This is a genomic window from Streptomyces sp. NPDC050535, assembly GCF_044457665.1.
GTDB lineage: Bacteria > Actinomycetota > Actinomycetes > Streptomycetales > Streptomycetaceae > Streptomyces.
Genome location: NZ_JBITHE010000006.1, coordinates 403906 through 425364 on the forward strand (window position 1 = coordinate 403906; position 21459 = coordinate 425364).

General features: G+C 70.0%; 19 protein-coding genes. 16 read left to right on the forward strand and 3 right to left on the reverse strand.

All coding sequences use genetic code 11. The features are described 5' to 3' along the window. The first annotated feature begins 2 nt into the window (after window positions 1-2). The 10 genes from pdxT to ACIBLC_RS17320 all read left to right on the forward strand — a co-directional run bounded on the left by pdxT (window position 3) and on the right by ACIBLC_RS17320 (window position 11042). Window positions 3-608, forward strand: a complete 606-nt coding sequence (gene pdxT, locus ACIBLC_RS17275; protein ID WP_399211769.1) for a pyridoxal 5'-phosphate synthase glutaminase subunit PdxT — start codon at window positions 3-5, stop codon at window positions 606-608. A gap of 75 nt (window positions 609-683) precedes the next feature. Further along, window positions 684-1436, forward strand: coding sequence for a YebC/PmpR family DNA-binding transcriptional regulator (locus ACIBLC_RS17280; protein WP_399211770.1), 753 nt, complete (start codon window positions 684-686; stop codon window positions 1434-1436). Window positions 1437-1621: 185 nt separating this feature from the next. Further along, the gene (gene ruvC, locus ACIBLC_RS17285; protein WP_399211771.1) at window positions 1622-2227 is read left to right on the forward strand and encodes a crossover junction endodeoxyribonuclease RuvC; all 606 of its coding nucleotides are present in this window, start codon (window positions 1622-1624) and stop codon (window positions 2225-2227) included. Then, entirely contained in the window at window positions 2224-2832 is a 609-nt protein-coding gene (ruvA, locus tag ACIBLC_RS17290) for a Holliday junction branch migration protein RuvA (RefSeq protein ID WP_399211772.1), read from the forward strand. Before ruvC ends, ruvA begins: the two co-directional genes overlap by 4 nt. 115 nt (window positions 2833-2947) lie before the next feature. Next, window positions 2948-4018 carry a Holliday junction branch migration DNA helicase RuvB gene (gene ruvB, locus ACIBLC_RS17295; protein ID WP_399211773.1) on the forward strand — a complete coding sequence of 357 codons (1071 nt, stop codon included), beginning with the start codon at window positions 2948-2950 and terminating at the stop codon, window positions 4016-4018. Window positions 4019-4214: 196 nt separating this feature from the next. Further along, window positions 4215-4742 (forward strand): preprotein translocase subunit YajC, encoded by a 528-nt coding sequence (gene yajC / locus ACIBLC_RS17300; protein ID WP_399211774.1) that lies wholly within the window; start codon window positions 4215-4217, stop codon window positions 4740-4742. 141 nt (window positions 4743-4883) lie between these two features. Beyond that, window positions 4884-6650: a protein translocase subunit SecD gene (secD, locus tag ACIBLC_RS17305; protein ID WP_399211775.1), complete on the forward strand. Its 1767-nt coding sequence runs from the start codon at window positions 4884-4886 to the stop codon at window positions 6648-6650. A 1-nt stretch (window position 6651) separates the two neighbouring features. Further along, entirely contained in the window at window positions 6652-7767 is a 1116-nt protein-coding gene (gene secF / locus ACIBLC_RS17310; protein ID WP_399211776.1) for a protein translocase subunit SecF, read from the forward strand. Beyond that, on the forward strand, window positions 7764-8303 hold the full coding sequence (locus tag ACIBLC_RS17315) for an adenine phosphoribosyltransferase (RefSeq protein WP_399211777.1): 540 nt from the start codon (window positions 7764-7766) through the stop codon (window positions 8301-8303). The genes secF and ACIBLC_RS17315 overlap by 4 nt, the downstream gene beginning before the upstream one ends. A 204-nt stretch (window positions 8304-8507) precedes the next feature. Further along, window positions 8508-11042, forward strand: a complete 2535-nt coding sequence (locus ACIBLC_RS17320; protein WP_399211778.1) for a RelA/SpoT family protein — start codon at window positions 8508-8510, stop codon at window positions 11040-11042. A gap of 106 nt (window positions 11043-11148) precedes the next feature. Here ACIBLC_RS17320 and ACIBLC_RS17325 read toward each other — a convergent pair whose 3' ends face one another. Together ACIBLC_RS17325 and ACIBLC_RS17330 are read right to left on the reverse strand one after the other, a co-directional pair. Further along, entirely contained in the window at window positions 11149-12378 is a 1230-nt protein-coding gene (locus ACIBLC_RS17325; protein ID WP_399211779.1) for a DUF349 domain-containing protein, read from the reverse strand. 136 nt (window positions 12379-12514) lie between these two features. Next, window positions 12515-13336 carry a peptidylprolyl isomerase gene (locus ACIBLC_RS17330; protein ID WP_399211780.1) on the reverse strand — a complete coding sequence of 274 codons (822 nt, stop codon included), beginning with the start codon at window positions 13334-13336 and terminating at the stop codon, window positions 12515-12517. Window positions 13337-13523: 187 nt separating this feature from the next. Between ACIBLC_RS17330 and ACIBLC_RS17335 the strand changes: the two genes are divergently transcribed. The 5 genes from ACIBLC_RS17335 (at window position 13524) to rpsD (ending at window position 18664) form a co-directional block, all read left to right on the forward strand. Beyond that, on the forward strand, window positions 13524-14246 hold the full coding sequence (locus ACIBLC_RS17335; RefSeq protein WP_399211781.1) for an MBL fold metallo-hydrolase: 723 nt from the start codon (window positions 13524-13526) through the stop codon (window positions 14244-14246). An 11-nt stretch (window positions 14247-14257) separates the two neighbouring features. Then, a complete protein-coding gene (gene hisS, locus ACIBLC_RS17340; protein ID WP_399211782.1) occupies window positions 14258-15520 on the forward strand; it encodes a histidine--tRNA ligase in 1263 nt (420 codons plus the stop codon). 123 nt (window positions 15521-15643) lie between these two features. Then, window positions 15644-16285, forward strand: coding sequence for a vitamin K epoxide reductase family protein (locus tag ACIBLC_RS17345; RefSeq protein WP_399211783.1), 642 nt, complete (start codon window positions 15644-15646; stop codon window positions 16283-16285). A gap of 90 nt (window positions 16286-16375) precedes the next feature. Continuing rightward, the gene (locus tag ACIBLC_RS17350; RefSeq protein ID WP_399211784.1) at window positions 16376-17731 is read left to right on the forward strand and encodes a replication-associated recombination protein A; all 1356 of its coding nucleotides are present in this window, start codon (window positions 16376-16378) and stop codon (window positions 17729-17731) included. Window positions 17732-18049: 318 nt separating this feature from the next. Beyond that, window positions 18050-18664: a 30S ribosomal protein S4 gene (gene rpsD / locus ACIBLC_RS17355; RefSeq protein ID WP_399211785.1), complete on the forward strand. Its 615-nt coding sequence runs from the start codon at window positions 18050-18052 to the stop codon at window positions 18662-18664. A 33-nt stretch (window positions 18665-18697) separates the two neighbouring features. On the opposite strand, the gene ACIBLC_RS17360 is transcribed toward rpsD, so the two are convergent. After that, complete coding sequence (locus ACIBLC_RS17360; RefSeq protein WP_399211786.1) at window positions 18698-20857, reverse strand: ATP-binding protein; 2160 nt, start codon at window positions 20855-20857, stop codon at window positions 18698-18700. Between the two features lie 152 nt (window positions 20858-21009). Here ACIBLC_RS17360 and ACIBLC_RS17365 point away from each other — a divergent pair, with 152 nt between their 5' ends. Further along, a complete protein-coding gene (locus ACIBLC_RS17365; protein ID WP_399211787.1) occupies window positions 21010-21453 on the forward strand; it encodes a DUF948 domain-containing protein in 444 nt (147 codons plus the stop codon). Window positions 21454-21459: the final 6 nt, after the last annotated feature.

Below are 21459 nucleotides of genomic sequence, written 5' to 3' on the forward strand. Positions count from 1 at the left end.
CCATGAGCACTCCTGTCATAGGCGTCCTGGCTCTCCAGGGCGACGTACGGGAGCACCTGATCGCCCTGGCCGCGGCCGACGCCGTGGCCAGGCCGGTGCGGCGCCCCGAGGAACTCGCCGAGGTCGGGGGTCTGGTCATCCCCGGCGGCGAGTCCACCACCATCTCCAAGCTGGCCGTCCTGTTCGGCCTGATGGAACCCCTCCGCGCGCGCGTGCGGGACGGACTGCCGGTATACGGCACCTGCGCCGGCATGATCATGCTCGCCGACAAGATCCTCGACCCCCGCTCGGACCAGGAGACCATCGGCGGCATCGACATGATCGTGCGCCGCAACGCCTTCGGCCGTCAGAACGAGTCCTTCGAGGCGGCGGTCGACGTCACCGGCGTCGAGGACGGTCCCGTGGAGGGCGTCTTCATCCGTGCCCCCTGGGTCGAGTCCGTGGGCGCCGGGACCGAGGTGCTCGCCGAGCACGAGGGCCACATCGTCGCCGTACGCCAGGGCAACGCCCTCGCCACGTCGTTCCACCCCGAACTGACCGGCGACCACCGCGTGCACGGTCTGTTCGTCGACATGGTGCGCGCGAACCGGATGCCCGGGTCCTTGTAGGATCTGGGGATCTCCTCGGACGCCGAAAGCCCGGGGGAGTTCGTACGGGATGGGTTACGCGAAGGAGACAGGCAGATGTCCGGCCACTCTAAATGGGCTACGACGAAGCACAAGAAGGCCGTGATCGACGCCAAACGCGGCAAGCTCTTCGCGAAGATGATCAAGAACATCGAGGTGGCGGCCCGCACGGGCGGCGCCGACGTGTCCGGTAACCCGACGCTGTTCGACGCCATCCAGAAGGCCAAGAAGAGCTCGGTTCCGAACAAGAACATCGACTCCGCGGTCAAGCGCGGCGCCGGTCTCGAAGCCGGTGGCGCCGACTACGAGACGATCATGTACGAGGGGTACGGCCCGAACGGTGTCGCGGTGCTCATCGAGTGCCTCACCGACAACCGCAACCGCGCAGCCTCGGACGTCCGCGTCGCCATGACGCGCAACGGCGGCAACATGGCCGACCCGGGCTCCGTCTCGTACCTCTTCCACCGCAAGGGCGTCGTGATCGTCCCCAAGGGCGAGCTGAGCGAGGACGACGTCCTGGGCGCCGTACTCGACGCCGGCGCGGAGGAGGTCAACGACCTCGGTGACTCCTACGAGGTCATCTCCGAGGCCACCGACCTGGTCGCGGTGCGCACCGCGCTCCAGGAGGCGGACATCGACTACGACTCCGCCGAGGCGAACTTCGTCCCGACCATGCAGGTCGAGCTCGACGAAGAGGGCGCCCGGAAGATCTTCAAGCTGATCGACACCCTCGAGGACAGCGACGACGTGCAGAACGTCTTCGCCAACTTCGACGTGAGCGACGAGGTCATGGCGAAGGTCGACGCCTAGGGCCTGGATCTCGGCGGGCCGGCGGGACACGTCCCACCGGCCCGCCGTCGTTGTCGGTGGCAGCGGATAGCCTGGCGACGACAGATGATGATCGCCGTCCACGGACCGCGGCCATCGAGCGACGACTACGGTGACCGGCCACCTCCGCGAGAGCGGCGGCGGTCCAGCCGCAAAGGGGGGCCGGGGTGCTGGTACTGGGCGTTGACCCCGGGCTGACGCGGTGCGGAGTCGGTGTGGTCGAAGGTGTCGCGGGGCGGCCCCTCACCATGCGCGGCGTCGGAGTCGTACGCACCCCGGCGGACGCCGAGTTGGGACTGCGCCTCGTCGCCATCGAGCAGGGCATCGAGCGGTGGCTCGACGAGTACAAGCCCCAGTTCGTCGCCGTGGAGCGGGTGTTCAGCCAGCACAACGTCCGTACGGTGATGGGCACCGCCCAGGCCAGCGCGGTCGCCATGCTCTGCGCAGCCCGGCGCGGCATCCCCGTCGCCCTGCACACCCCGAGCGAGGTCAAGGCGGCCGTCACCGGCCACGGCCGCGCGGACAAGGCCCAGGTCGGGGCGATGGTCACGCGCCTGCTGCGGCTCGACGCGCCGCCCAAGCCCGCCGACGCCGCGGACGCCCTCGCCCTCGCCATCTGCCACATCTGGCGCGCGCCCGCGCAGAACCGGCTCCAGCAGGCCGTCGCGCGCAACCGGCTGGAGCAGGCCCACGCCCTGCACGCGTCGAAACAGGCGGCGCACCCGGTATCCCCCTCCGCATCACCACCCGCATCGAAAGGCCGTACCGCATGATCGCCTTCGTCAGCGGCCCGGTCGCCGCCCTCGCCCCCGACTCGGCGGTCCTCGAGGTCGGCGGCATCGGCATCGCCGTCCAGTGCACGCCCAACACGCTCTCCGGACTCCGTCTGGGACAGTCGGCCAAGCTCGCCACCTCCCTGGTCGTACGCGAGGACTCGCTGACCCTGTACGGCTTCGTGGACGACGACGAGCGGGGGACCTTCGAGCTGCTCCAGACCGCGAGCGGCGTCGGCCCCCGGCTCGCGCAGGCGATGCTCGCCGTGCACACGCCGGACGCCCTGCGCCGCGCGGTGTCCGTCGGTGACGAGAAGGCGCTCATGGCCGTCCCCGGCATCGGCAAGAAGGGTGCCCAGAAGCTGCTGCTGGAGTTCAAGGACCGGCTCGGCGCCCCCGTCGGCACCGGCACCGGAATCGGCGCTCCCGTCAGCACCGGCTGGCGCGATCAGCTGCACGCCGCGCTGATCGGCCTCGGGTACGCGACGCGCGAGGCCGACGAAGCGGTCTCCGCGGTCGCTCCGCAGGCCGAGGCCGCCGAGGGCACACCTCAGGTGGGCCCACTGCTGAAGGCCGCCCTCCAGACCCTCAACCGCACTCGCTGAACCGCCGGCCCCACCACAACGCGAGGCACACGCGATGCTGTGTCTGTCCGGGGGACAGCCACCGGACCCCGGCCGGCGAGAGCCACCCGGCGCGCCCCCTCCGAGGAGAACTTCAGTGAACTGGGACGACCCGACCGACGAAGCCGCCGACGAGCGGCTCGTCGGAGCGTCCGCCGACCGCGAGGACCAGGCGGTCGAGGCCGCGCTGCGCCCCAAGGACCTGGGGGAGTTCATCGGCCAGGAGAAGGTCCGCGAGCAGCTCGACCTGGTTCTGCGTGCCGCACGCGCGCGCGGCGCCACCGCCGACCACGTGCTCCTCTCGGGTGCCCCCGGACTCGGCAAGACCACCCTGTCGATGATCATCGCGGCCGAGATGGAAGCTCCCATCCGCATCACCAGCGGCCCCGCCATCCAGCACGCCGGAGACCTCGCCGCGATCCTCTCCTCGCTCCAGGAGGGCGAGGTGCTGTTCCTCGACGAGATCCACCGCATGTCCCGGCCCGCCGAGGAGATGCTCTACATGGCGATGGAGGACTTCCGCGTCGACGTCATCGTCGGCAAGGGCCCCGGCGCCACCGCCATCCCCCTCGAACTGCCGCCCTTCACCCTGGTCGGCGCCACCACACGCGCGGGACTGCTGCCCCCGCCGCTGCGCGACCGCTTCGGCTTCACCGCGCACATGGAGTTCTACGAACCCGCCGAGCTGGAGCGGGTCATCCACCGCTCGGCGAACCTGCTCGACGTCGAGATCGACACCGCGGGCGCCGCAGAGATCGCCGGCCGCTCCAGGGGCACGCCCCGAATCTCCAACCGCCTGCTGCGCCGTGTGCGCGACTACGCGCAGGTCAAGGCCGACGGCGTCATCACGAAGGACATCGCCTGCGCGGCCCTCGCCGTGTACGAGGTGGACGCGCGCGGCCTGGACCGCCTGGACCGCGGCGTGCTCGAAGCCCTGCTCAAGCTCTTCGGCGGCGGTCCGGTCGGCCTCTCCACGCTCGCGGTCGCGGTGGGGGAGGAGCGTGAGACCGTGGAAGAGGTCGCCGAGCCCTTCCTCGTACGGGAGGGACTGCTCGCCCGTACCCCCCGCGGCCGGGTGGCCACACCGGCCGCCTGGGCACATCTCGGACTCACCCCACCCCGCCGGGCGACCGGCGGAAACGGACAACCGGACCTGTTCGGGGCGTGACGACGGGGGTCCCCCCGGCCGAGCCCGGCCGAAGTGGGGCAGGGTACTGCCGGGGCAGGAACCCCGGTGCCATGCTGAGCGTTGTTCCATGAGTGCGGACTCGCTTAGACTCCGCCGATGCCGCCCTTGTCGGCGGTGCACACCCCCATCCAACAGGCCGCTCACCATCGCGGTCGACTGAAGGAAGTTCCGACCCGTGAGTCTCGTGACCCTCCTCCCGTTCATCGTGCTCATCGGGGCGATGTTCCTGATGACCCGCTCGGCCAAGCGCAAGCAGTCGGCGGCCGCGCAGATGCGCAATGACATGCAGCCCGGCACCGGCGTCCGCACGATCGGCGGCTTGTACGCGACGGTGAAGGAGGTCAACGAGGAGACGGTCCTCCTTGACGCGGCCCCGGGCGTCGACCTCGTCTTCGCCAAGAACTCCATCGGTGCCGTCCTGACCGACGACGAGTACAACCGGATCGTCCACGGTATCGAGCACGACCTGAAGTCCGATGTCTCCGTCGTCCCGGACGACGCCTCCTCCCTCACCGAGTCCGACGAGCCCGCCGCCGACGCATCTTCCGACGCTTCCGACGACAAGCCCATCGACCTCGGCAAGAAGGACGCCGTGGACGAGCCGGCCGACAAGCCCGTCGCCGCGAAGGCCGACGAGCCCACCGAGGCCAAGGCCGCCGAAGCAGAGCCGAAGAAGACCGACGGCGAGCCCGACGCGAAGTAGGCACACCCCCAGGCCGCGGCGCGATCCGCTCGCGCCCCGCCGCCGAGGGGATGTGCGGTCCTCGCACGGAATCGCGACACCATGTCATGGCCGCCCGCGCGCTCACCCGGCGTGAGGCGGCCCGAGAGGGAGTACGAGAAGGTGGCAGCACCGAAGAAGGGCCGGAGCGCGAGCGCCCAGAGCAGGCCGGGGCGCTCGCTGGCCCTCATCCTGATCGCCATCGTGGCGCTCACCGGGGGGATGTTCCTCTCCGGGCACACCACTCCACGTCTCGGTATCGACCTCGCCGGCGGCACGAGCATCACGCTCACGGCGAAGAACGAACCGGGCCAGCCCAACGCGATCAACAAGACCAACATGGACACTGCGGTCGACATCATGAACCGCCGTGTCAACGGTCTTGGCGTCTCCGAGGCAGAGGTCCAGACCCAGGGCGACAAGAACATCATCGTCAACATCCCCAAGGGCACGAACTCCGAGCAGGCCCGGGAGCAGGTCGGCACCACCGCCAAGCTCTACTTCCGTCCGGTCCTGACCACCGAGGTCTCCGGGGCGGACGCGTCGGCCAGCCCGTCGTCGAGTGCCTCCGGCAGCGCCTCGAGCAGTCCTTCGAGCAGCGCCTCCCAGGAAGCCACCGACAAGGCGACCTCCGCCACGCCGTCGGCCACCGCCACCTCCCAGGGCCGCGCCGTCACCGACGCCCTGAAGGCCGACACCACGCCCACGCCTTCGGCGAGCAGCTCCACCAGCCCTTCGGCCAGTGCCTCGCCCTCCGCGAGCGCCAGCGTCGACGCCGCGACCGCGAAGCTCCAGGCCGAGTACACCGCCCTGGACTGCACCGACAAGGCGGCCCGCGCCACCGCCGGTGACGGCGCCAAGCCCACCGACTCCACCGTGGCCTGCGGTCAGAACGCCTCGGGCCAGTGGCAGAAGTACGTCCTCGGCCCGGCCGCCGTGTCGGGTACGGACATCAAGTCGGCCGCCGCGGTCTTCGACACCCAGGGTGCCGCGGGCTGGAAGGTCACCATGGACTTCACGTCCGGTGGCTCCAAGAAGTTCGCCGAGATCACCGGCACGCTCGCGCAGAACACCACCCCGCAGAACCAGTTCGCCATCGTCCTGGACGGCGAGGTCGTCTCCGACCCGTACGTCAGCCAGGCGCTGACCGGCGGCAGTGCGGAGATCTCCGGCACCTTCGACCAGACCGAGGCGCAGGACCTGGCGAACATGCTGAAGTACGGCGCCCTGCCGCTGACCTTCACCGAGTCGAGCGTCACCACGGTGACCGCCGCGCTCGGTGGCGAGCAGCTGCACGCCGGTCTGATCGCGGGTGCGATCGGCCTGGCCCTGGTCGTCATCTACCTGGTGGTCTACTACCGGGGCCTGTCGCTCATCGCCATCGCCTCGCTGCTGGTCTCCGCCGCCCTCACGTACGTGATCATGTCGCTGCTCGGTCCCGCCATCGGATTCGCCCTGAACCTGCCGGCGGTCTGTGGAGCGATCGTCGCGATCGGCATCACGGCGGACTCGTTCATCGTGTTCTTCGAACGCATCCGGGACGAGATCCGCGAAGGGCGCTCGCTGCGCCCGGCCGTCGAGCGTGCCTGGCCGCGCGCCCGGCGCACCATCCTGGTCTCCGACTTCGTGTCGTTCCTCGCCGCCGCGGTGCTCTTCATCGTCACCGTCGGCAAGGTCCAGGGCTTCGCGTTCACGCTCGGTCTGACGACGCTGCTCGACGTGGTCGTCGTCTTCTTCTTCACCAAGCCACTGATGACGATCCTGGCCCGCAAGCAGTTCTTCGCGAGCGGTCACACCTGGTCCGGCCTCGACCCGAAGCGACTGGGCGCCAAGCCGCCGCTGCGTCGCCCCCGTCGTCCCTCCGCCCCCGTCGACACGAAGGAGGCGTGAGATGTCGAAGCTCGGCACCCTCGGCGCCCGGCTCCACCGCGGTGAGATCGGCTACGACTTCGTCGGCAAGCGCAAGATCTGGTACGGCGTCTCGATCCTGATCACCATCACGGCCATCCTCGGCCTGACGGTCAGCGGCCTGAACATGGGCATCGAGTTCCGCGGCGGAGCCGTCTTCACCACCGAGAAGACCAGCGCCTCGGTCAGCCAGGCCGAGACGTACGCGGAAGAGGCCTCCGGTCACGACGCGATCGTCCAGAAGCTGGGCAACGGCGGCCTGCGCATCCAGATCGCCGACATCGACACCGCCAAGTCCGACGAGATCAAGACCGCTCTCGCCAAGGACCTGAACGTCGACTCCGAGAAGATCGCGGCCGACCTGGTCGGCCCCAGCTGGGGTGAGGAGGTCGCCAACAAGGCCTGGCAGGGTCTGGGGATCTTCATGGTCCTCGTCGTGATCTACCTGGCGATCGCCTTCGAGTGGCGGATGGCCATCGCCGCGCTCGTCGCCCTGATCCACGACATCACGATCACGGTCGGCGTCTACGCCCTGGTCGGCTTCGAGGTCACCCCGGGCACGGTGATCGGTCTGCTCACGATCCTCGGTTACTCGCTCTACGACACGGTCGTCGTCTTCGACAGCCTCAAGGAGCAGACGAAGGACATCACCAAGCAGACCCGCTGGACCTACAGCGATGTCGCCGACCGCTCGATCAACGGCACGCTGGTCCGCTCTATCAACACCACCGTGGTGGCGCTCCTGCCGGTCGCCGCGCTGCTGTTCATCGGTGGCGGAGTCCTCGGCGCGGGCATGCTCAACGACATCTCGCTGTCGCTGTTCGTCGGCCTCGCGGCCGGTGCGTACTCCTCGATCTTCATCGCCACGCCGCTCGTCGCCGACCTCAAGGAGCGCGAGCCGCAGATGAAGGCCCTCAGGAAGCGCGTACTCGCCAAGCGCGCGCAGGCCGCCGCGAAGGGCGAGACCGTGGAGGAACCGGTCGCCGAGGAGATCTACGACGACGAGGCGGAGGACGCCGCCCCGGCGGTCGTCGGCCCGCGCAACCAGCCCGCGTCCCGCAACCGCGGCCGTGGCCGTCCCTCGGGGAAGCGCCGATGACGGGCATCGAGGAGCTGCTGCTCAGCCGCATCCGCGACGTCCCCGACTATCCGCAGCCGGGTGTGGTGTTCAAGGACATCACCCCGCTGCTGGCCGACCCGGGCGCCTTCACGGCGCTCACCGACGCCCTGGCGGAGCTCAGCCTGCGGCACGGCGCCACGAAGATCGTCGGACTGGAGGCCCGCGGCTTCATCCTCGGCGCCCCCGCGGCCGTCCGCGCCGGGCTCGGCTTCATCCCCGTGCGCAAGGCGGGCAAGCTCCCCGGAGCGACCCTGAGCCAGGCGTACGACCTGGAGTACGGCTCCGCCGAGATCGAGGTGCACGCCGAGGACCTGACCGCGGGCGACCGCGTCATGGTCATCGACGACGTCCTCGCCACCGGCGGCACCGCCGAGGCCTCGCTCCAGCTCATCCGCCGGGCGGGCGCCGAGGTCGCGGGCGTCGCCGTGCTGATGGAGCTCGGGTTCCTCGGCGGCCGCGGCCGTCTGGAGCCGGCACTCGCGGGCGCTCCCCTGGAGTCGCTGCTCAAGCTCTGAGCCACCGCGAGGAAGGCCTCAGGACAGGCCTGGGACACCCGTAGGACACCGCGGAGGCGGGCCCGGAGGAATCCGGCGCCCGCCTCTCGTGTTCCTCCTGTACGAAGCCGTCCCACCGGCCGAAAGAGAGTCCGAAGCCCAGGATCGCTACCATGGGGGTCCGGAGCCTGACCGGAGGACCCGGAACGCGCACGAGGAGCCCTCTTGCCAGACGAGGCCCAGCCACTGATCGCCGCCAAGCCCGAACCGACCTCGGGCCCTGTGGCGACGCCCGCGGAGGACGCCGCCCACGGGCCGGTCGAGCACGCCCAGTCCGCTCCGGACGACAAGGCGGCCGAGGAGCCACGCCCCAAGCCGGCCACCCCCGAGGCCGAGCGCCCGGCGAGCGCCCCGGTGGTCCGTCCGGCGACGGCGGCCGGCCAGCCCGCCCGCACCGGCGGTGGCTCCTCCAACCGCGTGCGCGCCCGCCTCGCGCGCCTCGGCGTGCAGCGCTCCAATACGTACAACCCGGTTCTGGAGCCGTTGCTGCGGACAGTGCGCAGCAACGACCCGAAGATCGAGACGGCGACGCTCCGCCAGGTCGAGAACGCCTACCAGGTCGCCGAGCGCTGGCACCGCGGCCAGAAGCGCAAGAGCGGCGACCCGTACATCACGCACCCGCTCGCCGTCACCACGATCCTCGCCGAGCTCGGCATGGACCCGGCCACGCTGATGGCGGGGCTCCTCCACGACACGGTCGAGGACACGGAGTACGGCCTCGACACCCTCCGCAAGGACTTCGGCGACCAGGTCGCCCTCCTCGTCGACGGCGTCACCAAGCTCGACAAGGTCAAGTTCGGCGAGGCCGCGCAGGCCGAGACCGTGCGCAAGATGGTCGTCGCCATGGCCAAGGACCCCCGCGTCCTGGTCATCAAGCTCGCCGACCGCCTGCACAACATGCGCACCATGCGCTATCTCAAGCGCGAGAAGCAGGAGAAGAAGGCGCGCGAGACCCTCGAGATCTACGCGCCGCTCGCCCACCGGCTGGGCATGAACACCATCAAGTGGGAGCTGGAGGACCTCGCCTTCGCGATCCTCTACCCCAAGATGTACGACGAGATCGTGCGGCTGGTCGCCGAGCGCGCCCCCAAGCGCGACGAGTACCTCGCCATAGTGACCGACGAGGTCCAGTCCGACCTGCGCGCGGCCCGCATCAAGGCGACCGTCACCGGCCGCCCGAAGCACTACTACAGCGTCTACCAGAAGATGATCGTCCGCGGCCGTGACTTCGCGGAGATCTACGACCTGGTGGGCATCCGTGTCCTGGTCGACACCGTCCGCGACTGCTACGCGGCACTCGGCACGGTGCACGCGCGGTGGAACCCGGTCCCCGGCCGGTTCAAGGACTACATCGCGATGCCCAAGTTCAACATGTACCAGTCGCTGCACACCACGGTGATCGGCCCCAACGGCAAGCCCGTCGAGCTGCAGATCCGTACGTTCGACATGCACCGCCGTGCCGAGTACGGCATCGCCGCGCACTGGAAGTACAAGCAGGAGCCCTCCGCCGGTGCCTCCAAGGTGCGCACCGACGCGCCCAAGGCCCTGGGCAGGGACAAGGACGGCGTCAACGACATGGCGTGGCTGCGCCAGTTGCTCGACTGGCAGAAGGAGACCGAGGACCCCAGCGAGTTCCTCGAGTCCCTCCGCTTCGACCTGTCCCGCAACGAGGTCTTCGTCTTCACGCCCAAGGGCGACGTGATAGCGCTTCCGGCGGGGGCGACCCCGGTGGACTTCGCGTACGCGGTGCACACGGAGGTCGGCCACCGCACGATAGGGGCACGCGTCAACGGACGCCTGGTCCCGCTCGAATCGACCCTGGACAACGGCGACCTGGTGGAGGTCTTCACCTCCAAGGCGGCCGGCGCGGGCCCCTCCCGCGACTGGCTCGGCTTCGTCAAGTCCCCGCGCGCCCGCAATAAGATCCGCGCCTGGTTCTCCAAGGAGCGCCGCGACGAGGCGATCGAGCAGGGCAAGGACGCGATCGCCCGCGCGATGCGCAAACAGAACCTGCCGATCCAGCGCATTCTCACCGGCGACTCGCTGGTGACGCTGGCGCATGAGATGCGCTACCCCGACATCTCGTCCCTGTACGCGGCGATCGGCGAGGGCCATGTCGCCGCGCAGAGCGTCGTGCAGAAGCTGGTGCAGGCCCTCGGCGGCGAGGAGGCGGCCACCGAGGAGATCGACGAGAGCGTCCCGTCGCCCAACGGCCGCGGCCGCAAGCGCCGTTCCAACGCCGACCCCGGTGTGGTCGTCAAGGGTGTCGACGACGTGTGGGTCAAGCTCGCGCGCTGTTGCACACCCGTACCGGGCGACCCCATCATCGGCTTCGTCACCCGCGGCAGCGGCGTCTCCGTGCACCGCAACGACTGCGTCAACATCGAGTCGCTGTCCCGCGAACCGGAGCGCATCCTCGAGGTCGAGTGGGCGCCCACCCAGTCCTCGGTCTTCCTGGTCGCCATACAGGTCGAGGCGCTTGACCGCTCCCGGCTCCTCTCGGACGTCACGCGCGTTCTGTCGGACCAGCACGTCAACATCCTGTCGGCGGCCGTCCAGACCTCCCGCGACCGGGTCGCCACATCCCGCTTCACCTTCGAGATGGGCGACCCGAAGCACCTGGGACACGTCCTGAAGGCGGTCAGGGGAGTCGAGGGCGTCTACGACGTGTACCGCGTCACCTCGGCCCGCAGGCCGTAGCCGACCGGCACCACGTAGAGGGGCTCCCGTACGCGATGTACGGGAGCCCCTCTACGTAGAAGCGGAGGACCGGCCGCCCAAGGCCCGGTGGTCCGGCCTCAGTGCCTCAGCCGCCGAACTCCTGAAGACCCTTCAGCGCCTGGTCGAGCAGTGCCTGACGGCCGTCGAGCTCCCTCTGGAGCTTGTCGGCCTTCGCGGTGTTGCCCGCGGAGCGAGCCGTCTCGATCTGGCCCTGGAGCTTGTCCACGGCGGCCTGGAGCTGACCGGTGAGACCCTCGGCACGCGCGCGTGCCTCCGGGTTCGTCCGGCGCCACTCGTTCTCCTCCGACTCCTGGAGCGCCCGCTCCACCGCCTGCATCCGGCCCTCGACCTTGGGACGGGAGTCGCGCGGCACGTGGCCGATGGCCTCCCAGCGCTCGTTGAGGGAACGGAAGGCGGCGCGGGCCGTCTTCAGATCCCGCACCGGGACGAGCTTCTCGGCCTCCTCGGCCAGCTCCTCCTTGAGCTTCAGGTTCTCCGTCTGCTCGGCGTCCCGCTCGGCGAAGACCGAGCTGCGGGCCGCGAAGAAGACGTCCTGGGCGCCGCGGAAGCGGTTCCACAGATCGTCCTCGTGCTCCCGCTGGGCACGGCCCGCGGCCTTCCAGTCCGTCATCAGCTCGCGGTAGCGCGCCGCCGTCGGACCCCAGTCCGTCGAGGCGGACAGCCCCTCGGCCTCCGCGACCAGCTTCTCCTTGGTCTTGCGGGCGTCCTCGCGCTGCGCGTCCAGCGAGGCGAAGTGCGCCTTGCGGCGCTTGGAGAACGCCGAGCGCGCGTGCGAGAAGCGGTGCCACAGCTCGTCGTCCGACTTGCGGTCGAGCCGCGGCAGCCCCTTCCAGGTGTCCACAAGGGCGCGCAGCCGCTCACCCGCGGCCCGCCACTGGTCGCTCTGCGCCAGTTCCTCGGCCTCGACGACCAGCGCCTCCTTGGCGTGCCGCGCCTCGTCGGACTGCTTGGCCCGCTGGACCTTGCGCTCCTCACGGCGGGCGTCGACCGTCTCGACGAGCTTGTCCAGCCGCTGACCCAGCGCGGCCAGGTCACCGACCGCGTGATGCGCGTCCACCTGCTCGCGCAGATGGTCGACAGCGGTCTGGGCGTCCTTCGCCGACAGGTCGGTGGTCTTGACTCGCTTCTCGAGGAGGCCGATCTCGACAACCAGGCCTTCGTACTTGCGCTCGAAGTAGGCCAGCGCCTCATCAGGCGAACCGGCCTGCCAGGAGCCGACGACCTGCTCGCCGTCGGCCGTACGCACGTACACGGTCCCCGTCTCGTCGACGCGGCCCCACGGGTCGCTGCTCACAGCGCCTCCTCCACATGATGCCTGCGAGAGGCGTCAGCGCCCCCGGGCATCGTCCACAGTTTCGTCACGGCCAACATAGGCGACCGGCAGGGCGGCTGTCCGCATCCCGCGCGACCGAGATTTCGCAGTCTGGCGCTCAGGATTTCGCCACGGTCATCTTGTTGATCACGACGGTCGCGTTGGGCGCTCCGTCGCCCGCACCGGTGCTCTCACCGGCCGCCGCGATCTTCTCCAGGACCGTCATTCCGGACTTGGAGATCGTCCCGAACGGTGTGTAGCTGGCCGGTAGCTGACTGTCCTGGTAGACGAGGAAGAACTGGCTGCCGCCGGTGTGCGCCTGACCGGTGTTGGCCATGGCGATCGTGCCCGCCGGATACACACCGCCCGTAAGGGATTTGTCCTTCAGGTTCTCGTCCGGGATCGTGTAGCCGGGGCCGCCGGAGCCGGCGCCCGTCGGGTCACCGCACTGGAGAACGTAGATGCCGTTGGTGGTGAGCCGGTGGCACTTCGTGTGGTCGAAGAACCCCTTGCCCGCAAGGAAGTTGAACGAGTTGACGGTGTGCGGCGCCTTGGCCGTGTTCAGGGCGATGTCTATCTCGCCGCAGGTCGTCGCCATCTTCATCGTGTAGCCCGCGGACTTGTCGATGGTGACCGCCGGCTCCTTCTTCCACGTCAGCGACTTGACCTTGCCGGCCGCGGCCTTCTCGCACGGATCCGGCGCCGCGCTGGACGCCGAGGCGCTCGGGGTCACCTCCGCGTTCGCGTTCGCCTTGCTGTCGTCGTTCTTGAACACGCCGGTCGCGTAGGACACGACGCTGCCCACCACGATGACGCCGAGGACCGAGGCGATGATCGCGTTGCGTGCGTGCGTCTTGCGCCGAGCGGCCGTGCGCCGCTGCTGCTGTCGCAAGAACTTCTCCCGGGCGAGCTGACGCCGCCGCTGCTCCTGGGTGACCACCGGGTTTTCTCCTCATGCGTCTCGTACGTCAAGTGGGACGCGTGCGTCTTGTGAGCCGACCGCCTGCGTGTGCCCCGTACCGTATATGGGTTCGCTGAGGAAACGGCAGCGCCGGTAGGCTCTGAGCCACAGCCGTCCGCCCCGTACGACGCCGTATGACCTCGTACGCCACAAACGAAGGACGATCGTGCTCATTGCCGGGTTCCCCGCAGGAGCCTGGGGGACCAACTGTTATCTGGTCGCCCCCGGCGCGGGTGAGGAGTGCGTGATCATCGACCCGGGCCATCAGGCCGCCCAGGGAGTCGAGGAGGCGCTCAGCAAGCATCGGCTCAAGCCCGTCGCGGTCATCCTCACCCACGGCCACATCGACCATGTCGCCTCGGTCGTCCCGGTGTGCGGAGCGCATGACGTGCCGGCCTGGATCCACCCCGAGGACCGGTACATGATGAGCGACCCGGAGAAGGCGCTCGGCCGTTCCATCGGGATGCCGCTGATGGGCGAACTGACCGTGGGGGAGCCGGACGACGTCCATGAGCTCACCGACGGCGCACGGCTGGAACTGGCCGGCCTGGAGCTGTCCGTCGCGCACGCGCCCGGACATACGAAGGGGTCGGTGGCGTTCCGGATGCCCGAGACCACGGAGGTCCCGTCCGTGTTCTTCTCCGGGGATCTGCTCTTCGCCGGCTCCATCGGGCGCACCGACCTGCCGGGCGGCTCCCACTCCGAGATCCTCGACTCGCTGGCCCGTGTGTGCCTGCCGCTCGACGACTCGACCGTGGTGCTGTCCGGCCACGGCCCCCAGACGACCATCGGCCAGGAGCGCGCCACCAACCCGTATCTGCGGCAGGTGGCGGCAGCCGGCCAAGCACGCGGGGCGGACCCGACATCCGCTCCTCGACGAGGAATGTGACGAGAGACTTCGTGAGCACCTTCAAGGCCCCCAAGGGCACGTACGACCTGGTTCCGCCGGACAGCGCGAAGTACCTCGCCGTCCGCGAGGCGATCGCCGCCCCGCTCCGGAACTCCGGCTACGGCTACATCGAGACGCCCGGTTTCGAGAACGTCGAACTGTTCGCGCGCGGGGTCGGTGAGTCCACCGACATCGTGACCAAGGAGATGTACGCCTTCGAGACCAAGGGCGGTGACAGGCTGGCGCTGCGCCCGGAGGGCACCGCGTCCGTGCTGCGCGCCGCGCTCGAGGCCAACCTGCACAAGGCGGGCAACCTCCCCGTCAAGCTCTGGTACTCGGGCTCCTACTACCGCTACGAGCGCCCCCAGAAGGGCCGTTACCGGCACTTCTCGCAGGTGGGTGCCGAGGCGATCGGTGCCGAGGACCCGGCGCTCGACGCCGAGTTGATCATCCTGGCGGACCAGGCGTACCGCTCGCTCGGGCTGCGCGACTTCCGCATCCTGCTGAACTCCCTCGGCGACAAGGAGTGCCGTCCCGTCTACCGGGCCGCGCTTCAGGACTTCCTGCGCGGGCTGAGCCTGGACGAGGAGACGCTCCGCCGCGCGGAGATCAACCCGCTGCGGGTCCTCGACGACAAACGCGACGACGTCCAGAAGCAGTTGACCGGCGCCCCGCTGCTGCGTGACTACCTGTGCGACGCGTGCAAGGCGTACCACGAGGAGGTGCGCGAGCTGATCACGGCCGCGGGCGTCTCCTTCGAGGACGATCCGAGGCTCGTGCGCGGGCTCGACTACTACACCCGCACCACCTTCGAGTTCGTCCACGACGGTCTGGGCTCCCAGTCCGCGGTCGGCGGCGGCGGCCGTTACGACGGCCTCTCCGAGATGATCGGCGGGCCCGCGCTGCCGTCCGTCGGCTGGGCACTCGGCGTCGACCGTACGGTCCTCGCCCTGGAGGCCGAGGGCGTCTCGCTCGAACTCCCCGCGTCAACCAGCGTGTTCGCGGTCCCCCTGGGGGAGGAGGCCCGGCGGGTGCTCTTCGGTGTGGTCACCGAACTGCGCAGGGCCGGCGTCGCGGCGGACTTCTCCTACGGCGCGAAGGGGCTCAAGGGCGCCATGAAGAACGCGAACCGGTCGGGCGCCCGGTACACGATCGTCGCCGGTGAGCGGGATCTCGCCGAAGGCGTGGTGCAGCTCAAGGACATGGAGACCGGGGACCAGAGCGCGGTGGCGGTCGACGGGATCGTGGCGGAGATCGCGGGGCGGCTGGGCTGATCGGCCCGCCCGTCGAGGCCTGCGGGCACGTGCTTCCTTATGCCCGTCGAACGGTGGGCATACGGGCGCGTGCGGCACAATGTCCGTGCCCGCAGGCCCCTTCGAAGCTACGGAAACGGCGTGATGAGCAAGACGACAGTCAAGGACGTCTCCACCGACCAGGATGACCGCACCGTCGCCCCGCCGCGGACGGTCGGCGGCAGCCGCGCGCTCGCCCTGCTGCTGGTGATCACGGGGGCGGCCGGTCTGCTCGCCGCGTGGGTCATCACGATCGACAAGTTCAAGCTGCTGGAGAACCCGGACTTCGTGCCCGGGTGCAGCCTGAACCCGGTCGTGTCCTGCGGCAACATCATGAAGAGCGACCAGGCCTCGGCCTTCGGGTTCCCCAACCCGATGCTGGGCCTGGTGACGTACGCCATCGTGATCGGCGTCGGCATGAGCCTGCTCGCCCGTGCCACCTTCCCGCGCTGGTACTGGCTGACCTTCAACTTCGGCACGCTCTTCGGTGTCGGATTCTGTACCTGGCTGCAGTTCCAGTCGCTCTACCGCATCAACTCGCTGTGCCTGTGGTGCTGCCTGGCGTGGGCCGCCACGATCATCATGTTCTGGTACGTGACCTCGTCCAACATCCGCAACGGCTTCCTGCCCGCGCCGAGCTGGCTGAAGAGCTTCCTCGACGAGTTCACCTGGGTCCTGCCGGTGCTGCACATCGGCATCATCGGGATGCTGATCCTGACGCGCTGGTGGGACTTCTGGACCAGCTGACAGCGGCCCCTCCCGGGCGGGAGGGGGGTTGTCAGTGGCGTACTGGCCCTTCTGGGGGACACCCCCCAGACCCCCGGTAGGGTTTTCTCCGTGGAGCCCGACCTATTCACCGCCGCGGCGGAAGAACGCCAGGAGAAGGACCCGTCCAGCAGTCCCCTGGCGGTCCGGATGCGCCCGCGTGTCCTCGACGAAGTCGTCGGCCAGCAGCATCTGCTGAAGCCGGGCTCACCCCTGCGCAGACTGGTCGGGGAGAGCGGCGGGGGCCCGGCCGGACCCTCCTCGGTGATCCTCTGGGGCCCACCGGGCACCGGCAAGACGACCTTGGCGTACGTGGTCTCCAAGGCCACGAACAAGCGATTCGTCGAGCTCTCCGCGATCACCGCCGGCGTCAAGGAGGTCCGTGCGGTCATCGAGAGCGCACGCCGTGCGACCGGCGGCTTCGGCAAGGAGACCGTCCTCTTCCTCGACGAGATCCACCGCTTCAGCAAGGCCCAGCAGGACTCCCTCCTCCCGGCCGTCGAGAACCGCTGGGTGACGCTGATCGCGGCGACCACCGAGAACCCGTACTTCTCGGTGATCTCCCCCCTGCTCTCCCGCTCCCTCCTCCTCACCCTCGAACCACTCGGCGACGACGACCTGCGCGGTCTCCTCAAGCGCGCCCTCTCCGACGAGCGCGGCCTCAAGGACGCCGTCACCCTCCCCGAGGACGCCGCGGAGCACCTCCTGCGGATCGCCGGCGGTGACGCCCGCCGCGCCCTGACCGCCCTGGAGGCCGCCGCCGGGGCCGCGCTCGACAAGGGCGAGCCCGAGATCACCCTCCAGACCCTGGAGGAGACCGTCGACCGGGCCGCCGTGAAGTACGACCGCGACGGCGACCAGCACTACGACGTGGCGAGCGCGCTCATCAAGTCCATCCGCGGCTCGGACGTGGACGCCGCCCTGCACTACCTGGCCCGGATGATCGAGGCCGGTGAGGACCCCCGCTTCATCGCCCGCCGCCTGATGATCTCCGCAAGCGAGGACATCGGCCTGGCCGATCCGAACGCCCTGCCGACAGCCGTCGCGGCCGCCCAGGCCGTCGCGATGATCGGCTTCCCCGAGGCCGCGCTCACGCTCAGCCACGCCACCATCGCCCTCGCCCTGGCCCCGAAGTCGAACGCCGCGACGGTGGCGATCGGCGCCGCCATGGAGGACGTACGCAAGGGGCACGCGGGCCCCGTGCCGACGCATCTGCGTGACGGGCACTACAAGGGCGCGGCCAAGCTCGGGCACGCCCAGGGCTACGTGTACCCGCACGACCTGCCCGAGGGCATCGCTCCCCAGCAGTACGCCCCGGAGGAGCTCAAGGACCGGGAGTACTACACCCCAACCCGGCACGGCGCCGAGGCGCGCTACGCGGACGCGGTGGAATGGACCAGGAAGCACCTCGGTCGAGGGCGGTCCTGACCACCCTGTAGAATCCTCGAAGCGCTGCGTCCCGTGTCCGGCTCCGGTCGGCACCACCAGAACGGGACATCCAGCCGGAGCCCCCGCCTTCATGGGGGGATTCCAGGAGCGTCGCGCACCGTCGAAGGTGTCGCGGGCAGCCCACCACCCTCCCGGTACCGGGAAAAGGTCGGTGGGCCACTCGCGTGCTGCACGTATGTGCCCAGTCCAGGGAGCGGCTGCCCAGCAAGGTCCGTAAGGGCCCGAAGGGTTTCCCAGGCTGCGGATGCGACCTCCTTTAACTCTGGTGAGCCGAAACCCAGAAAAGAGAGACACAGAGTGGCGAATCAGCCCCGCCCCAAGGTCAAGAAGTCGCGTGCCCTCGGCATCGCGCTGACCCCGAAGGCCGTCAAGTACTTCGAGGCCCGCCCCTACCCGCCGGGCGAGCACGGCCGTGGCCGTAAGCAGAACTCGGACTACAAGGTCCGTCTGCTCGAGAAGCAGCGTCTGCGCGCGCAGTACGACGTGTCCGAGCGCCAGCTCGTCCGCGCCTACGAGCGTGCCTCCAAGGTCCAGGGCAAGACCGGCGAGGCCCTGATCATCGAGCTCGAGCGCCGTCTCGACGCGCTGGTCCTGCGTTCGGGCATCGCCCGCACGATCTACCAGGCCCGCCAGATGGTCGTCCACGGCCACATCGAGGTCAACGGCGGCAAGGTCGACAAGCCGTCGTTCCGCGTCAGGCCCGACGACGTCGTCATGGTCCGCGAGCGCAGCCGCAGCAAGACGCTGTTCGAGGTCTCCCGCGCCGGTGGGTTCGCCCCCGACGGCGAGACCCCGCGCTACCTCCAGGTGAACCTCGGCGCCCTGGCGTTCCGCCTGGACCGCGAGCCGAACCGCAAGGAGATCCCGGTGATCTGCGACGAGCAGCTCGTCGTCGAGTACTACGCCCGCTGATCGCTTTCCGGCGGACGTAGCACCACCTGCGTGTCAGCCCGTCGTCTCGCCGCCCTTCGAGGTGGGCGAGACGGCGGGCTTCCGCATGTCCGGGGGCAGCCCGCGCGGCGCCGGCACCGCGGTGAGCGGCCGGGCACCGGGCCGTCCCAGCGCCCGCGCCACCGCAGCCTCGTTGCCCAGGCGCGCCCCCTGCCGTACGCACTCCTCGTACCGCTCGTCGCCCAGCCGCTCGCGGACACTCGCCTCGCACCGCGCGTGCGGCGCGTTGTAGTACGCCGAACCGAACAGCGGCAGGCCCACCGACGGCCACATCCCGGAAGCGGCCCCCTGCAGCAGGGCGGCCTCCGCCGGATCGCCCTCCTCCGCGGTGACCAGCGCGAGCAGCTCGATCGCGAGGACGTTGCCGAGCAGATCGTTGAAGGCATGACCGATGCCGATGCCCTCCTCGAGGAGACGCCGGGCCCGCGCCTGATCGCCCTCGGCCTGCGCCCCGTACGCCAGGACGTACAAGGCGTACGCCAGCGCCCAGCGCTCCCCGTGGTCCTCGCACACCTGGCGGACGTCCTCGCACAACTTCACCGCGTCCGGCAGATCCCCCTGGAACGCCAGTGCCATCGCCAGCTCCACCTGCCCCATCAGCACGTTGCTGTTGAGCTCGCCGATCGAGTGGTAGCGGTCCAGCGCCGAACGCAGCAGGGTCTCGGCGCGGGGCATGTCGTCCGTGAGCAGGGCCAGGCAGCCGGTGCGGTGCTCGGCGTACGCCACCGCCGTCGGGTTGCCGGTGCGGTCGGCCTCCTCACGGCACTCCTGGAGCGCGGTCAGGGCGGGCACCATGTCGCCCTGGAGCACCGCCACATAGCCCAGCACCCACAGCGCCTTGAGCCGCGACTGATCGCGGTCGCCGTCGAGTTCCACGCCGCGCTGGAGCCAGTGCCGCCCCTCCGACAGCCGCCCGCAGCCGACCCAGTAGAACCAGAGGGTGCCCGCGATGTACTGGCCCAGATGTGCTTCGCCGGGCTCGGTCAGGCAGTGCTCCAGCGCCCGGCGCAGGTTCGGCAGCTCTGTTTCGACGCGCGCGGCGACCTCGCCCTGCCGCGGCGAGAACCAGTCCAGCTCGCACCAGGTGGCCAGGCCCATGTACCAGTCGCGGTGACGGCGGCGCAGACGTGGCGCGTCGCCCGTCGCGGCCAGCCAGTCGGCGCCGTACGCCCCGACCGTGTCCAGCATCCGGTAGCGCACGCCCGTCGCGGTCTCCTCGCGGGACAGCACCGACTGGGCGAGCAGTTCGCCCAGCACGTCGAGGACGTCGTCGGTGTGCAGCCCGTCGCCGCTGCAGACGTACTCGGCGGCCTCCAGGTCGAACTGTCCCGCGAAGACCGAAAGGCGCGACCACAGCAGCCGCTCCCCGGGCGTGCACAGCTCATGGCTCCAGCCGATCGCCGTACGCAGGGTCTGATGCCGGGCCGGTGCGTCGCGCCCGCCGCCCGTCAGCAGCCGGAAACGGTCCTCCAGCCGGGACAGCAACTGCGCGGGGGAGAGGGCGCTCAGCCGCCCCGCCGCCAGCTCGACGGCGAGCGGGATCCCGTCGAGGCGCCGGCACAACTCCCGTACGTCGGAACGGTTCGCGTCGTCCAGCGCGAATCCCGGCACCCGGGCCCCCGCCCGGTCCTCGAACAGCTCCACCGCCTCGCGCTCGGCCAGCGGAGGCAGCGGGAACAGCCGCTCACCCTCCACGTCCAGGGGCCGGCGCCCCGCGGCCAGCACCCGCAGCCCCGGCGCACCTCTCAGCAACTCGGCCACCAGCGACGCGCACACGTCCACCAGATGCTCGAACCCGTCGAGCACCAAAAGGAGTTGGCGCCCGGCGAGAGCGTCGAGAAGGATCTGGCGCGGCGGCTTCGACGTGTGGTCCGTGAGGCCGAGAGCCTCGACGACCGCGTGCTCGACGAGGTCCGGCTCGCGTACCGCGGACAGGTCCACCCGCCAAGCCCCGTCGCGTACGTCGGTCCGCGCCGCGGCACGCGCGGCGAACCGGGACTTGCCGACGCCTCCCGTGCCCGTCACCGTCACCAGCCGTGCCGCCTCCAGTGCCTCGGCGAGTCGCGCCAGTTCGGCCGAGCGGCCCACGAACGCGTTGAGTTCCAGGGGCAGATTGCCGAGCGGCGAACGGTCGGAGCGGTGAGAGCCTCGCATGGAACACGGAGCGTACTGACCCGTGTGCGGTCCGTACAATCGCCGCACGGGACTCTGGTGCCGGGCGGCCTTAATGCGGTACGGAGCGGCGGCCCCGGCGCGATAGGCTCGGGAAACGACTTTTCGATGCTCAGGCACGTATCAGGGAGCGGGTGCACACAGTGTCCGGTGGAGAGGTGGCCGGGATCCTGGTGGCCGTCTTCTGGGCGATCCTGGTCTCCTTCCTCGCCGTCGCGCTGGCGAGGCTGGCCCAGACGCTCAAGGCGACCACCAAGCTCGTGGCGGACGTGACCGACCAGGCCGTCCCACTGCTGGCCGACGCCTCCTCGACAGTGCGCTCCGCGCAGACCCAGATCGACCGTGTCGACGCCATCGCGTCCGACGTCCAGGAGGTCACGTCGAACGCGTCGGCGCTGTCCACCACGGTCGCCTCCACCTTCGGCGGCCCCCTGGTCAAGGTCGCGGCCTTCGGCTACGGCGTGCGCCGGGCCATCGGAGGCCGGCGTGAGAACGAGAGCCCCAAGGCGTCCCGACGTACCGTGATCGTGGGCCGCACCGTCCCGTCGGCGCGACGGGGAAAGCGGAAGAAGGACTGACGCAGC